Raw genomic sequence first — 14,141 nt, 5'->3', positions numbered from 1 at the left:
CCTGGTCGGTAGGTGCGCGTCGGTAGGTGCGCGTTGAGGCGCCGCCGGTACGGGTAGACAGCAATCATGGTTGCCGAACACGGCCGCGAGCCGACCTCGACGCGGGAGCCGATGCCGGAGTTGATCCGGCCGATGCTGGCCACGCTGGGGGAGTTGCCGCCACCCGGCGAGGACGACGAGTACGGCTACGAGATGAAATGGGACGGCCTACGGGCGATCATCTACATCGCCGGCGGCCGGGTACGCGTGGTTTCCCGCAACGATCGGGACGTCACGGTCGCCTACCCGGAGCTACAGGCGCTCGGCCAGGCGCTCGGCGACGTCCCGGCCGTACTCGACGGGGAGATCGTCGCGTGTGACCCGGCGGGGCGGGTCTCCTTCATGGCGTTGCAACCGCGGATCCATGTCCGGGATCCGGCGCAGATCGAGCAGCGGCGCAAGCGGACCCCGGTGACTTACAAGGTGTTCGATCTGCTGCACCTCGAGGGGCACGACACCATCGGCCTGCCGTACACGCAACGCCGCGAGCTGCTGGAATCCCTGCGACTGGCCGGCCCGCACTGGGACACCCCGCCGTACACCAGGGGAGGGGGCGCACAGGCCCTCGCGGAATCCCAGAAGCAGCATCTCGAAGGGATCGTCGCGAAGCGGCTCGACTCCCGCTACGAGCCGGGGAGACGCTCCAGCGCCTGGATCAAGGTCAAGCACACCCGGACCCAGGAGGTCGTCATCGGCGGCTGGACGCCGGGTAAGGGCCGCCGGGAAGGCACGATCGGTGCGCTGCTGCTGGGTATCCCCACACCCGAAGGGCTGGAGTACGTCGGGCAGGTGGGCACCGGCTTTACCCACGAGGAGCTGGACGAGCTGTACCGGATGCTGCGCCCGCTCGAGCGCGAGACCCCGCCGTTCGCCCATCCGTTGCCCACCCGCGACGCGAAGGACGCGCACTGGGTCGCGCCGACGCTCGTGGGAGAGGTGGAGTTCGGGGAGTGGACCCGTGACGGCAGGCTGCGCCAGCCGAGCTGGCGCGGCCTGCGACACGACAAGTCGCCGGACGAGGTCGTACGGGAGAGCTAGGGCTTGCGGCCCACCGCTCCCAGTATCAACGCCGCGCCGGGGGAGTCGTCCGTCTCGCCCGGGTACGGGTGCCAGTGCTCGACCTCCACGACGCCGGGTTCGGCGATCTCCAGGCCGTCGAGCAGCGCCTCCACCTGCTTGGGCGTGCGCGGCTGACCGGGTGTCGGGGTGTGGTCGTAGAGCCGCCGGATCTCCTCGATCTCCTGTTTGTGGGTGGACTCGGTGACGTGGGAGATCGCGATGTAGCTGCCGGAGACCAGGCTGTCGCGGAGTTGGGCGACGATGCCGGCCGGGTCGTCGTCGTCGGGTACGAAATGCAGCACGGCCATCAGGAGCACCGCCACCGGTTGGGAGAAGTCCAGCAGGTCGAGTACCTGGGGGTGGTAGAGGATCTCGGCGGGGCGGCGGAGGTCGGCCTCGATCGACAGGGCGCGTGGGTTGTTGGACAGGATCGCTTGACCGTGCGCGACCGCCACCGGATCGATGTCGACGTAGACCACCCGGGCGTCCGGCGCGGACGACTGAGCGATCTCGTGCACGTTGCCGAGGGTCGGGATGCCCGAGCCGATATCGAGGAACTGTCGTACCCCTGCGTCGACCAGCCAGCGGACGCACCGGCCCAGAAACGCCCGGTTGGCGTGCGCGGCCCGGCCGAAGCCGGGCATGACCGCCTCGACTCTCGCGACGAACTCCCGGTCGACCGCGAAGTTGTGGTACCCGCCCAGGAAGTAGTCGTAGGCCCGGGCGACATTGGGGACGGTCACGTCCACGCCGTCGGGCACCCAGTTCGGCAGTTCCAACTCAGGCTCCTCACGTCAGATGGCGAATCGTGCGGCGAATTCAGCAGTGACGCGGACTTGGCGGTGATGTGGACTAAGCAGCGACAGGCATGACTGTTCCCCAGCTCGCGCCGCCTGCCAAGCCCCGATACGAAAACGACAGCGGGCTGCAAAAGAAGGGTGATCGGTGGAGGTTCACCGCCACGAAGCCGGCGGTCGGGACCTGCCATCAGCCGCCAGCACCATGGCGTCGACCTGTGCCAGGAGCGCTTCGCCGAACCCGTGCAGCCAGCGCGCCAGTTGCAGTAGTTCGGCTTCGGCGTGGGACCGGTAGCGGGGATTGGTCAGGAGTGCCGAGATCAGTTCTTCGACGAACAGGCGGGCGCGGACGCGAGCGTGGTACAGGTGCTGCTCGCTCGTCCGGGGGTCGTCTTCCACCACACTGTCCGCGCACGCGCCGGCGAGGGTCACGATCGTGTCGGCGTAGCGGTCCACCTCGCGAATCAACGGGCTGTGCAGCCGGCGAGGCCGGGGCTGTCCGGCGGTACGATCGACGTCGGTGCCGTGATCGCGGTAGAAGCTGCGCAGCCGTTCGATCTCGACGCGGAGGGCGGCCTGGTCGCGCTCGGCTATCTCCAGCGCGGTGGCGGCGCGCTGGACGAACTCGTTGACCTCGTCTTCGGAGTACCCACGCCACCCCAGTTGGGACTGCCGAAAGGTGACGGCCCGTGCCTCCTTGGCGGTCAGCGCGTCGGCGCGCTGCCGCACGAGGCCAGGGTCGACAGGGGTACTCACCGGCGCCTCCCGCAAGCGGCCATGCCGGAGGCGGCAACGAGCCCCCGGGTGATCGTTGCCAACCCTATCGATGCCGGACGGTGCGGAAAGATCGTTTAAGCTGCCCTTAGGCCTGGTCGGAGGTTGATTTAAGGCTGGCGGCCCGCAACCGGAGAGTGGCCACCTGGAACGGGCGCAACGACAGCCGCACGGCACCGTCGGGTTCGACGTCCGGCCCGGCGCGGCGCTGCCCTTTGCTCAGCCCGCGTTCGAGCAGGTCTATTTCGGACAAACCGCCGATCGGGAACCCGGCGCGGACGGTCGCCGTCGCCCGCCCGCCGTGCGACTCGTACAGCCGGACCACCCCGTCGCCGGAGCGGTCGTCGGCGAGTTTGACCGCCTCCACCCGTACCGCCGGGTGGTCGACGGTCAGCAGCGCCGGGAACCACGCGAAGCGGAAGGTTGAGAGCATAGCCGGCGTCCACGGCGGCACCGATGCCGGCGCCGACGACCAGCGCGTACGTGAACCGGTGCGGGCCCTGGTCGGTACGCGGGTCGGGGCTGCGCGGCGCGCGCAGCAGCGTCAGCCGCGCGGTCGTGGTGGTGCCACGACCGGCTCGTGTACGCCCTGGGCAGCCGTACCGACACCCGCGGCGGGGTCCTGGGCGCCGGTGACCGCGCGTACCCTGTCGAGGCCGCCACCGAGCTGCGCAAGCGGCTGTTCGACGGACCCGGCTCCCTGGCAGTCGTCGGCGGCGGGCTGACCGGTATCGAACTGGCCGCCGAACTCGCCGAGACCTACCCGGACTGGCAGGTACGGCTGCTGAGCGGCACCGTCCTGGGGGCGGGACTGTCCGAACGGGGTCGTACGCACGTCCGCGCCACGCTCGCCACGATGGGCGTCCGCGTGGCGGAAGGCCGCCACGTCAGGTCTGCCGATGAGGTTGACGCCGATGTGGTGGTGTGGGCCGCGTCCATGACCGCAGTCACCGACCTGGCCGAACGCGCCGGGCTCGCGGTGGACGCAGCCGGCCGGATACGCGTCGACGAGGCGCTGCGCTCGGTTTCCCATCCAGAGGTGTACGCCGCCGGAGATGCCGCTGCTGCCACCGCGCCTGTGCCGGGCCTGCTGCGCATGGCGTGTGCGACCGCTCTTCCCACCGGTGCGCACGCCGCGGCCGCGCTCCTCACCGGACGTTCGGCGGCGGGAGTAAAGGAGCAGGTGGTCCGCTCGACCGTCGGTACCCTACGGCTGGCCGCCCGGCGAGCGGGCGCGCTGCGCCTGGTCCCCGGCTTGGGTTAACGACCCATGGCGGCGACCGCCACACGTACCGGAAGCCGGTCGATGGGTTCCGCGAGAGCCCCGATGCGGTGGCGGCCCAGCAGGCCGCCACCGCACGGTGGTCACAGCAGCGCGCTGGTGCCCGTTCCCCAGTAGGCGGAGTTCCAGCGGGCCTGCATTGGGCCGAAGTCGCCGTTGGTGGTGGCGGTGAGGGTGAACAGGGCGACGGAGTTGCCGCCGTAGTAGTAGAACAGGGCGATGTCGGTCTTGGCGTCGCCGTTGAAGTCGCCGGTCGGCAGGAATTGGGTGCCGGGTCCCCAGTAGGCGGAGCTCCAGCGGGCCTGCATTGGGCCGAAGTCGCCGTTGGTGGTGGCGGTGAGGGTGAACAGGGCGACGGAGCTGCCGCCGTAGTGGTAGAACAACCCGACGTCGGTCTTGCCGTCGCCGTTGAAGTCCCCGGCCGACAGGAACTTGGTGCCGGGTCCCCAGTAGGCGGAGCTCCAGCGGGACTGCAGCGGGCCGAAGTCGCCGTTGGTGGTGGCGGTGAGGGTGAACAGGGCGACGGAGTTGCCGCCGTAGTGGTAGAACAGGGCGATGTCGGTCTTGCCGTCGCCGTTGAAGTCCCCGGCCGACAGGAATTGGGTGCCGGGTCCCCAGTAGGCGGAGCTCCAGCGGGCCTGCACTGGGCCGAAGTCGCCGTTGGTGGTGGCGGTGAGGGTGAACAGGGCGACGGAGTTGCCGCCGTAGTGGTAGAACAGGGCGATGTCGGTCTTGCCGTCGCCGTTGAAGTCCCCGGCCGACAGGAACTTGGTGCCGGGTCCCCAGTAGGCGGAGTTCCAGCGGAGCACCGGGGCGGAGAGGCCACCGTCGCCGTTGCCGGTGGCGGTGAGGGTGAACAGGGCGACCGAGTTGCCGCCGTAGTGGTAGAACAGGGCGATGTCGGCCTTGCCGTCGCCGTTGAAGTCCCCGGCGGTCACGAACTTCGTGCCGCGGCCCCAGTTCCGGTCCTGCCAGCGCAGGACCGGCGGGTCCAGGGCGCCGTTGCGCGCGGTCATCGTCCACAGCGAAACGTTGCCGTTACCGTAGTCGTAGAACATGGCGACGTCGTCGGTGCCGTCGCCGTTGAAGTCGGCCTTGAGCTTTGACGACTCCACGCCCGACAGCTGGGCGGCGCCCACTCCGGGCGTGCTGCTGTTCGGCACCGATCCGACCTGGACGGTGCTGTTGAGCAGCTTGGTCGGCGAGCCGGCGCCGGCGTTGAGCACTGCGTTGGGCGAGTACGTGAGGAGGGAGTTGCGCACCTCCGCCGGGCTGGCGGTCGGGTGCGCCTCCAGGTACACGGCAGCGGCGCCCGCCACGTGCGGGCTTGCCATCGAGGTGCCGCTCATCGACACGTAGCTCACGTTGTCCGCGTTGGAGGCGGAGCGGATGCTCACGCCCGGGGCGAAGATGTTCAGGCAGGACCCGTAGTTGGAGAACCCGGCGCGGGTGTCGGTTTTGTCGGTGGCGCCGACGGTGATCGCCTCGGCTACGCGAGCCGGCGACTGGGTGCAGGCGTCGAGGTTGTCGTTGCCGGCGGCGACGGCGTACGTGATGCCCGAGGTGATGGAGTTCCTGACGGCGGTGTCGATCGTGCTGGAGGCCGGGCCGCCGATGCTCATGTTCGCCACGGCGGGCTTGACGGCGTTGCTGGTGACCCAGTCGACACCCGCGACGATCTGCGCAACGGTGCCCTCGCCGGCGCAGTCGAGCACCTTGACGCCGACGAGCAGGACGGCCTTGGCGACCCCGGAGGTGGTGCCGCCCACGGTGCCGGAGACGTGCGTGCCGTGGCCGTGGCAGTCCGTGTTGTTGGTGTCAACCGCGTTGTAGCCGAACGTCGCCCGGCCGCCGAAGTCGGTGTGGGTGACGTTGATGCCGGTGTCCAGGACGTACGCGTGGACGGTGGCCGCGGCGTTCGGGTACGTGTAGGCGCCATTGAGCGGCAGATTGGGCTGATCGATGCGGTCGAGCCCCCACGGCGGACTGGTCTGGGAGCCGGTGAGCTTGACCTTTCGGTCCTGCTCGACGTACGCGACCGCGGGGTTGGCGGCCAACCGCTTGGCGGCCGTTTCGGTCAGCCGAATCGAGAAGCCCTTGATCGAACTCTTGTACGCGTGGCGCAGTGTGCCGCCGTAGGAGCGGCTCAGATTGTTGGCCGAGGCGTCGACGGCGCTTGCCTCGGGCGCACCCGGCTTGAACACCACGATGTAGTTGTCCTTGACCGCGCCGACGGCGTTGGCGCCGACGATAGGCCCCTCCGCTGGCGAGGCCGACGCCACACCCGGGCCCATGAGGCCGGCTGTCAGCACTATCGCGCCCACTGTGATGGCGCCCAGCCTGACGATCCTGCCCGATGATCGCTTCACGTCAATCCGGCCCAATTCAACTACCTCACTTGCACGCACGGCTCCGCCGAGGCAGACAACGAACCGGAGCCTGGTATGTGATGCGGCTCCGGCGATGTGATCTGGTCGGCGGTGGGCCGTACCTGATCGGGTGACGCCAATACTTGAGGCCGCGGGGAGCGCCGGCCGTGTCGAAACGGGTGCAACAAGGTTGCAGGGCGGCCCGAGCCTGGATCGTGTTTGGGCCGTCGGCGTCAGCGGTAATTGAGATCCATGTCCGTCGCGCGGGAACCCATGCTCATCATTCAGCAGGCAGCGTTGATCCAGGCCGCGCTCATCGCGTTCGCCGTACTCGCCGTGGCGGTCATGTTGATGCCGGAAGCGCGCCGCCGGCTGTGCGCCACGGCGGCGCGCATGGCCGCGGCACGGCTGCGCCGCACCCGCCGAGCCACCGAGGTCGCCGATGTCCGCCGCTACGCCGACGAGGTCGCAGTGGCAGCGAGGAGGGCGACGATCACCGCCGAGCGCCGGCACGACGAGTGGAAGCGGGCCGAGCGCGAGTGCGCGGCGGCGTGGCAGGCGTATGAAGCCGCGGACGAGGCCGCGCGGGTCGCGGCGCAGGCGGCGATGTACTCGCTGCCCGTACAGACTGCCGAGGAGCACGCCGCCAACTGGCGGCGGGTGTGCGACGCCGCCACCGGGGCGTACCGGCGTGGGGAACTGTCGGTCGAGCAGTTGCGCGACCTGGTGGGGCAGCGTGACAGCTGGGGCGCTCAGCGCAACCGCTACGAGCAGGAGGCGAGGCTGCGGCGGGCCGTCCGTGAGAAGCTTCTCGCGGCCTACCGGACCGGGTCTGAGATGGAGCGGGCGGCCCGCAACGCCGCCGACATGGCGGCGGCGGCGAAGCGCAGCCTGGACGCTGAGGCGGCTGCTGCGGCGGAGCGGGCGGCCGTGGTGGGTAGCGGGCGGGCGGTCCGCATACCGCGCCAGCGGCCGGCGCGCCCGGCTGTGGCACGGTCGGCGTCGGCGTCGGCGTCGGCTACGGCTACGGCTACGGCTCTCCTGGCAGGGCCGGCAGCGGGCCTATGACCTGCTCGTACACCGCTGTCAGTCCGTCGATGAGCGCGTCGAGCCCGAGCGTGAACGCGCCTTCGTCCACGCTCTTCTGGTGCCCCGCGAGCCGGTGCGCGCTCGTCAGGTGCGGGTACCGGGCCGCGTAGAGCTGGGGATCCTCGACGAAGCCGCGGGCGAACGAGCCCAGCGCCGAACCGGCGACGAAGTACCGCATCACCGCGCCGATATGGGTGGCGCGGGCCGGCGGCCATCCCGCGTCGACGAGCGCGCCGTAGACCGCGTCCGCCATGGCGAGCGCAGCCGGCCGCCGGCCGGGGCCCTGCGCGAGGTAGGGCACGATGTTCGGGTGCGCGGCGAGGGCGTCGCGGTACGCGTGTGCCCACATCCGAAGCGCCACTCGCCAGTCGTGCCGGCCGAAGACGGAGCTGTCCACCTGTCCGGTGATCGCGTCGGCGACCGCGTCGAGGATCTCCTCCTTGGTGGCGACGTGGTTGTACAGCGACGGCCCCTGTACGCCCAGCTCGGTGGCGAGGCGCCGGATGGAGAGCGCGGCGAGGCCCTCGGCGTCGATGAGCGCGGTCGCCGCCTCGATGATGCGCTGCCGGCTCAGCAGCGCCTGGCGCGGTCGAGCCATAGCGGCCTCCGGGGGGCTGGACTTCGAAAAACTTGCACCGCTAGTTTATGGGGGCTGTGCCACTCGGCTGTGCCACTGGAGCAGGAGAACACATGGACCTGACGCTCTCGCCGGAGCAGACGGCCGTGCGGCAGCTCGCCGCCGACTTCGTCGACCGGGAGGTGCTGCCGCACGCCGCCGAGTGGGACCGCCGCGAGTCGGTCGACTCAGGGCTCGTGAAGACGCTCGGCGACCTGGGCTTCCTCGGCCTGACCATCCCCGAGGAGCACGGCGGGTCGGCCGGCGACCATCTGGCGTACTGCCTGGTCCTCGAAGAGCTCGGCCGCGGCGACTCGTCGGTCCGGGGGATCGTCTCGGTCTCGCTCGGCCTGGTCACCAAGTCGATCGCGGCGTACGGCACGCAAGCGCAGAAGCGGGAGTGGCTGCCCCGGCTGTGCGCGGGCGAGGCGCTCGGCTGCTTCGCGCTCACCGAACCGGACACCGGCTCGGACGCCGCGTCCCTGCGTACCCGCGCGGTGCGCGACGGCGACGACTGGGTCATCTCCGGTACCAAGATCTTCATCACCAACGGCACCTGGGCCGACGTGGCGCTGGTGTTCGTGCGTACGGGCGGCGACGGCCACCGCGGCATCACCGCGTTTCTCGTGCCGACCGATACGCCGGGCCTGACCCGGCGGGAGATCCACGGCAAGCTCGGCCTGCGCGGGCAGGCAACCGCAGAGCTGGTCTTCGACGGCGTCCGGGTGCCCGACTCCGCGCGGCTCGCCGCTGAGGGCAAGGGCTTCAGCATCGCGATGGCGGCCCTGGCCAAGGGGCGGATGTCGGTCGCGGCCGGCTGCGTCGGCATCGCCCAGGGCAGCCTCGACGCCGCCGTCGCCTACGCCGGCCAGCGCCAGCAGTTCGGCAAGCCGATCGCCTCGTACCAGCTGGTCCAGCAGCTGATCTCGAACATCGCCGTCGACACTGCGGCGGCCCGGCTGCTCGTGTGGCGGGTCGCCGACCTCATCGACCGCGGCCAGCCGTTCGCGACCGAGTCGTCCATGGCGAAGCTGTTCGCCAGCGAGGCGGCGGTACGCGCGGCCAACAACGCCCTGCAGGTCTTCGGCGGCTACGGCTACGTGGACGAGTACCCGGTCGGCAAGTACCTGCGCGACGCCCGCGTCACCACTCTGTACGAAGGCACCAGCCAGATCCAGCAGTTGCTCATCGGACGGGCGTTGACCGGTATCAACGCATTCTGAAGAACTCCTCGGAGGACACCATGGACTTCTCCCTCAGCGACGAAGAGAAGGCGATCCGCGACACCGTCCGCGACTTCATCCGCAAGGAGGTCATGCCGCTGGAGCAGGAGGTGCTACGCCGCGAGCGCAACCACCAGCCCGGCCTGGACCTCAGCGAGCTGCGCGAGCTGCAGCTCAAGGCGAAGAAGTTCGGCTTCTGGGGGCTGTCCACCCCCGAGGAGTACGGCGGCATGAACCTGTCGGCCGTGATGCAGTCGCTGATCTGGACCGAGATCGGGCACACGTTCGTGCCGTTCCGGTTCGGCGGCGAGGCCGACAACATCCTCTTCTACGCCAACGACGAGCAGAAGAAGGAGTACCTCATCCCGACCATCGAGGGTGAGCGGATCTCCTGCTTCGCCATCACCGAGCCGGGCGCCGGCTCGGACGCCGCCAACATCAAGCTGTCCGCACGCAAGGACGGCGACGACTGGGTCCTCAACGGCGAGAAGACCTTCATCACCAACGGCAACGACGCCGACTTCACCATCGTCGTCGCGGTGACCGACAGGGAGAAGGGCGTACGCGGCGGCGGTACGACCGCGTTCCTCGTGGACCGGGCCATGGGGTGGCGCTCGGAGTTCATCCAGACGATGGGGGAGGGTGGCCCGGCGTCGCTGGTGTTCGACAACGTCCGGGTACCGAGCCGCAACATTCTCGGCGAGATCGGCCAGGGCTTCGAACTGGGCATGCAGTGGATCGGCAAGGGGCGCTACACGATCCCGTCGCACGCGATCGGCATCGCCGAGCGGGCGCTGTCGATGGCGCTCGACCAGGCCCGCACGCGGGAGACGTTCGGCAAGCCGATCGGTACCAACCAGGCCATCCAGTGGATGATCGCCGACTCCGAGGTCGAGTTGGAGGCCGCCCGCTGGCTGGTGCTGAGGGCGGCGTGGACGGTCGACCAGGGAATGGACCCGCGGCACTCGTCGTCGATGGCGAAGCTGTACGGCGCCGGTATGGTCAACCGGGTCGTCGACCGGGTCATGCAGATCCACGGCGGCATGGGCTACACCCGTGAGCTGCCGATCGAGCGGTGGTACCGCCAGGTCCGGCTGTTCCGCATCTTCGAGGGCACCGACGAGATGCAACGATTGATCATTTCCCGGGACCTGCTGCGCGGGTACACGATGATCGGAGGGCACCTGGCGTGACGACACTTTCGCTGGCCACCATCCTCGCCGAGTCGGCCCGACGCCACGCCGACAAGGTCGCGGTCGTTGACGGCGACGTGCGGGTCACGTACGCGCAGTTGTGGGCGCAGGCCCGGTCGTACGCGGCGGGGCTGCGCGAATTGGGCATCGGCGCCGGCGACACCGTCGCGCTGCTGGCTCCCAACGTCGTCGACTTCCCGCGCGCCTACTACGGCGCGCTCGCCGCCGGCGCGGCGGTGGTACCGGTCCACCTCCTGCTCACCGCCGACGAGATGGCGTACGTGCTCCGCGACAGCCGCGCGAACCTGCTGGTCTGCCACGCCAGCCAGCTCGCCATGGGCGCCCAGGCGGCAGCGAAGGCCGGAATCCCGCTGGTGGCGGTGGGGCCGCTGTCGCCGGAGATGGCGGGACAGGTGCGCCGGCTGGAGGACGTCAGCTCGCGCGTGGAGGCACTCCGGTCGTACGTGTCGCGCGAGGCCGAGGACACCGCTGTCGTCTTCTACACCAGCGGCACGACCGGTGAACCCAAGGGCGCCCTGCTCACCCACCTCAACCTCGTCCTCAACGCGACCGTCAACGCATTCGACTGCCACGATGTACGCGCCGACGACGTGGCCCTGGGCTGCCTGCCGCTGTTCCACACGTTCGGGCAGACGGTCAGCATGAACTCGACCTTCCGGATCGGCGGCACGCTGGTACTGCTGCCGCGCTTCACCGGCGATGCGGCGATCGAGCTGATGCTGCGTGAGGGCGTCACCATCTTCCACGGCGTGCCGACGATGTACGTGGCACTCGTGGAGGCAGCCGCCCGGCATGAGCGGCTACCGCGGCTGCGCCTGTGCGTCTCCGGTGGGGCGTCGCTGCCCGTGGTCGTGCTCGAACGCTTCAACGCCGCATTCTCCACGACCATCTTCGAGGGGTACGGGCTGTCGGAGACGTCGCCGACCGCGACGGTCAACCAGCCGCGCTTCGGCACCCGGCCCGGCACGGTGGGCCACCCCATCTGGGGTGTCGAGGTGGAGGTCGCGCGGGCCGACGTCGACGATCGCATCGAGCTGGTGCCGGCCGGTGAGCTGGGCGAGATCGTGATCCGGGGACACAACGTCTTCGCTGGCTATCTCGGACGGCCGGAGGCGACCGAGCAGGCGCTCGTCGACGGCTGGTTCCGTACGGGTGACCTCGGCACCAAGGACGACGACGGATTCATCTCGATCGTCGACCGCAAGAAGGACCTCGTCATCCGCGGCGGCTTCAACGTGTACCCGCGCGAGGTGGAGGAGGTCATCGCCCGCCACCCGGCCGTCGTACAGGTAGCCGTCATCGGCGTTCCGGACGAGGTGCACGGCGAGGAGATCTGTGCGGTGGTGGTCCTCGACGGCAACGAGCCGGCGCCGAGCGCGGACGAACTCATCGACTGGAGTCGGGAACGGCTCGGCCGCCACAAGTACCCGCGGCAGGTCCGCTTCCTCGACCAGCTTCCGCTCGGGCCGAGCCACAAGGTGCTCAAGCGCGAACTGCGCCGCACGATCGTGGCGGAGACCGAATCGACCGTGTCCTGATTATGTCGTCCTAACCACCCCCTGACCCCGGCCGGGTCGCGGTCGCCGCACGGCGACCGCGACCCGGCCGCGATCGTATGCGCAAGCAGGTTCACCGGGTTGTCCTACCGTCCACAAGCGACCCTTTCTTCGTCTGGCCTTGTTTAAAGCCATCCTCCGCGGATAGTCCGCTCGCACCGCCGGCCTGATATCGGCGTTGCCCACCCGCCTGCCTGGCCCCATGCCACCGGTGTCACCGGCGGCAACGGGGTTCGAACGGCTGCGCGCCAGCGGGCCGAGTTCGGCAGTCCGATTTCGCGATCTACCTGGAGGTATTGGTGCACAAGATGATCGAGGATGGGTCCCCGGAGGGAACGAGAGAACCTCTTCGCCGGCGTAACGCAACATGGCCTCGTCTGGTGGCAGTGGCATCCATGGCCGCATTGGGTGTGGGCGTTTACAGCGGGGTCGCCGCGGCCCAGGCTCCGACCAACACCGTGCAGACCTGCGACCACCAGCCGCAGAAGCCCGCCCTGTGCGACGCGGAGATGAAGCCGACGGAGACGAAGACGTCGACGGAGAAGCCGACGGAGAAGCCGACGCCGACGGAGAAGCCGACGGAGACGAAGACGCCGACGGAGAAGCCGACGGAGACGAAGACGCCGAAGCCGACCGAGAAGCCGACCGAGAAGCCGACCGAGAAGCCGACCGAGAAGCCGACCGAGAAGCCCACCGAAATGCCGACCGAGACGAAGACGCCGACCGAGAAACCGACTGTCATGCCGACTGGTGCGGCAAAGACCGGCGGTGGCGGTACGGCTGGATCCACCGCCGAGCTCCTCGTGCCGTTGGCTGCTATGGCTGTCCTTGTCCCGGCCGGCGTCGCCCTTACCCGGCGCCGTCGGATGGCGGATGACTGATCGTCCGCCGCGACCGGCTCGTGGTGCCGACGTGGCCGCCATGCGGTGCATCGCCCTCGCTGCGTTGACCGTGTTGACGGTGACTACGCCTGCTGCATCCCGGCCAACAGTGACTGTCCCGCCGACCGCTCCCCATGTGTCGGCGGGACAGCCCACCCGGGTCGTGCTACGCGGTCCGCGGCGGGAAGCACTGCAGCCGGCGGCGTTGCCGCGCTCGGTCCCGGTGCAAGTCTGGATTCCCGCGATCGACGCGGCGTCCTCGTTGCTGCCGCTCCAACTCAACCCCGATCGGACCGTTCAGGTGCCGCCGCTGTCGAACCCGATGCAGGCCGGCTGGTACGCGCTCGGCCCCAGCCCCGGGGAGATGGGGCCGAGCGTGATCCTGGGCCATGTGGACGGGCACAACGAACCCGGAATCTTCTTCCGGCTCCACGAAATCCGCCCCGGAGACCTGGTCCTCGTCACCCGACAGGACGGCACGACCGCCCAGTTCGTGGTGCACCACACCGAACAGGTGTCCAAGGACCACTTCCCCACGGAGAAGGTCTACGGCCCTACGGCAAGCCCGGGGCTTCGCCTCATCACCTGCGGCGGAAGTTTTGACTGGTTTTCGGGAAACTATCGCGACAACCTGATTGTCTTCGCCGATTTCACCACGTCGGAATGACTCCGACGCCGATCCGGCGCTTGTTGTGCCGGCGGGGCCGGTGGGCACGCTCATGGTGAATGCCGCGTGAATTCCGAAATAGCGGGTGAGTCGCACGTGCCTCGGTCGTGAAACGAGTGCGAGGGAAAATGAATTGATCCGACGGCGCGGTTTCGACAATGCCGGCACAGTCGCCGGGGATATTCGGCGCGTTGCCGTGGTTTTCGATTTCGCGTACTACGCGCGATGCGCCAGTACGGGCGCCCCTGTCGCCGGTTTGGTGGCAAGGGGCGCCGCGCATTTTTCTGATCTTTTCGACATGCGGAGACACAATCAGGGCGACCCGTCGGAAAAACGTCGACCCCCGCGCCAGTTATGGCGCGGGAGTCGACGATATTCGATGCGGTTAGACGCGGAAGCGCGCGACGGCCTGCTGCAGTTCGTTGCTCATGCGGGCCAGTTCTTCGGCCGCCCGCTGTGACTCGGTGACGCCCTCGGTGGTGGTGGCCGCGGCCGCGGCGACGCCGGAGATGTTGGTGGCGATCTCGGTGCTGCCGGTGGCGGCCTCGGCCACGCTGCGGGTGATCTCCCCGGTT

13 protein-coding genes and 1 pseudogene are annotated in these 14,141 nt (G+C 69.3%); 7 read left to right on the top strand and 7 right to left on the bottom strand.

Annotation, left to right across the window (positions count from 1 at the left end):
* The first annotated feature begins 66 nt into the window (after positions 1–66).
* Positions 67–1,077 carry a non-homologous end-joining DNA ligase gene (gene ligD / locus HC028_RS22840; RefSeq protein WP_239075623.1) on the top strand — a complete coding sequence of 337 codons (1,011 nt, stop codon included), beginning with the start codon at positions 67–69 and terminating at the stop codon, positions 1,075–1,077.
* On the opposite strand, the gene HC028_RS22835 is transcribed toward ligD, so the two are convergent.
* From HC028_RS22835 to HC028_RS22825, 3 genes are all read right to left on the bottom strand, one after another.
* Positions 1,074–1,877, bottom strand: coding sequence for an SAM-dependent methyltransferase (locus HC028_RS22835; protein ID WP_168079451.1), 804 nt, complete (start codon positions 1,875–1,877; stop codon positions 1,074–1,076). The two genes, ligD and HC028_RS22835, sit on opposite strands and share 4 nt — an antisense overlap.
* A gap of 174 nt (positions 1,878–2,051) precedes the next feature.
* Positions 2,052–2,651, bottom strand: a complete 600-nt coding sequence (locus tag HC028_RS22830) for a DivIVA domain-containing protein (RefSeq protein WP_168079450.1) — start codon at positions 2,649–2,651, stop codon at positions 2,052–2,054.
* Between the two features lie 106 nt (positions 2,652–2,757).
* On the bottom strand, positions 2,758–3,102 hold the full coding sequence (locus HC028_RS22825) for a glycosyl hydrolase-related protein (RefSeq protein WP_203981468.1): 345 nt from the start codon (positions 3,100–3,102) through the stop codon (positions 2,758–2,760).
* Between the two features lie 147 nt (positions 3,103–3,249).
* On the opposite strand from HC028_RS22825, the gene HC028_RS22820 reads away from it, so the two are divergent.
* Entirely contained in the window at positions 3,250–3,933 is a 684-nt protein-coding gene (locus HC028_RS22820) for an FAD-dependent oxidoreductase (RefSeq protein WP_168079449.1), read from the top strand.
* Positions 3,934–4,034: 101 nt separating this feature from the next.
* Here the strand turns inward: HC028_RS22820 and HC028_RS22815 are convergent, their stop codons facing one another.
* Positions 4,035–6,245 carry a S8 family serine peptidase gene (locus HC028_RS22815; RefSeq protein WP_168079448.1) on the bottom strand — a complete coding sequence of 737 codons (2,211 nt, stop codon included), beginning with the start codon at positions 6,243–6,245 and terminating at the stop codon, positions 4,035–4,037.
* A 327-nt stretch (positions 6,246–6,572) separates the two neighbouring features.
* Here HC028_RS22815 and HC028_RS22810 point away from each other — a divergent pair, with 327 nt between their 5' ends.
* Positions 6,573–7,388 (top strand): hypothetical protein, encoded by an 816-nt coding sequence (locus HC028_RS22810; protein ID WP_168079447.1) that lies wholly within the window; start codon positions 6,573–6,575, stop codon positions 7,386–7,388.
* On the opposite strand, the gene HC028_RS22805 is transcribed toward HC028_RS22810, so the two are convergent.
* Positions 7,351–8,007, bottom strand: coding sequence for a TetR/AcrR family transcriptional regulator (locus tag HC028_RS22805; RefSeq protein WP_168079446.1), 657 nt, complete (start codon positions 8,005–8,007; stop codon positions 7,351–7,353). The two genes, HC028_RS22810 and HC028_RS22805, sit on opposite strands and share 38 nt — an antisense overlap.
* A gap of 92 nt (positions 8,008–8,099) precedes the next feature.
* Here HC028_RS22805 and HC028_RS22800 point away from each other — a divergent pair, with 92 nt between their 5' ends.
* From HC028_RS22800 to HC028_RS22790, 3 genes are read left to right on the top strand one after another with little or no spacing between them, the layout of a single operon-like run.
* Positions 8,100–9,248, top strand: coding sequence for an acyl-CoA dehydrogenase family protein (locus HC028_RS22800; RefSeq protein WP_168079445.1), 1,149 nt, complete (start codon positions 8,100–8,102; stop codon positions 9,246–9,248).
* 20 nt (positions 9,249–9,268) lie between these two features.
* A complete protein-coding gene (locus HC028_RS22795) occupies positions 9,269–10,441 on the top strand; it encodes an acyl-CoA dehydrogenase family protein (protein WP_168079444.1) in 1,173 nt (390 codons plus the stop codon).
* The gene (locus HC028_RS22790) at positions 10,438–12,000 is read left to right on the top strand and encodes a long-chain-fatty-acid--CoA ligase (RefSeq protein ID WP_168079443.1); all 1,563 of its coding nucleotides are present in this window, start codon (positions 10,438–10,440) and stop codon (positions 11,998–12,000) included. The genes HC028_RS22795 and HC028_RS22790 overlap by 4 nt, the downstream gene beginning before the upstream one ends.
* Before the next feature lie 436 nt (positions 12,001–12,436).
* On the opposite strand, the gene HC028_RS22785 is transcribed toward HC028_RS22790, so the two are convergent.
* Positions 12,437–12,808, bottom strand: coding sequence for a hypothetical protein (locus HC028_RS22785; protein ID WP_168079442.1), 372 nt, complete (start codon positions 12,806–12,808; stop codon positions 12,437–12,439).
* 131 nt (positions 12,809–12,939) lie between these two features.
* Between HC028_RS22785 and HC028_RS22780 the strand changes: the two genes are divergently transcribed.
* Positions 12,940–13,566 carry a class F sortase gene (locus HC028_RS22780; RefSeq protein ID WP_203981657.1) on the top strand — a complete coding sequence of 209 codons (627 nt, stop codon included), beginning with the start codon at positions 12,940–12,942 and terminating at the stop codon, positions 13,564–13,566.
* 385 nt (positions 13,567–13,951) lie between these two features.
* On the opposite strand, the pseudogene HC028_RS22775 reads toward HC028_RS22780, so the two are convergent.
* Positions 13,952–14,141: pseudogene (locus tag HC028_RS22775) on the bottom strand (methyl-accepting chemotaxis protein); the annotation flags it as partial.

This window comes from Planosporangium flavigriseum (assembly GCF_011947225.1).
Lineage (GTDB): Bacteria > Actinomycetota > Actinomycetes > Mycobacteriales > Micromonosporaceae > Planosporangium > Planosporangium flavigriseum.
The sequence above is the reverse complement of the archived record's forward strand: the minus strand, read 5'-3'. Positions and strand labels throughout refer to the sequence as shown.

Coding starts and splice junctions, on each gene's coding strand:
- HC028_RS22780 (WP_203981657.1), top strand. CDS start 12,940: ATGCGGTGCATCGCCCTCGCTGCGTTGACCGTGTTGACGGTGACTACG.
- HC028_RS22805 (WP_168079446.1), bottom strand. CDS start 8,007: ATGGCTCGACCGCGCCAGGCGCTGCTGAGCCGGCAGCGCATCATCGAG.
- ligD (WP_239075623.1), top strand. CDS start 67: ATGGTTGCCGAACACGGCCGCGAGCCGACCTCGACGCGGGAGCCGATG.
- HC028_RS22800 (WP_168079445.1), top strand. CDS start 8,100: ATGGACCTGACGCTCTCGCCGGAGCAGACGGCCGTGCGGCAGCTCGCC.
- HC028_RS22825 (WP_203981468.1), bottom strand. CDS start 3,102: ATGCTCTCAACCTTCCGCTTCGCGTGGTTCCCGGCGCTGCTGACCGTC.
- HC028_RS22810 (WP_168079447.1), top strand. CDS start 6,573: ATGTCCGTCGCGCGGGAACCCATGCTCATCATTCAGCAGGCAGCGTTG.
- HC028_RS22795 (WP_168079444.1), top strand. CDS start 9,269: ATGGACTTCTCCCTCAGCGACGAAGAGAAGGCGATCCGCGACACCGTC.
- HC028_RS22815 (WP_168079448.1), bottom strand. CDS start 6,245: ATGGGCCCGGGTGTGGCGTCGGCCTCGCCAGCGGAGGGGCCTATCGTC.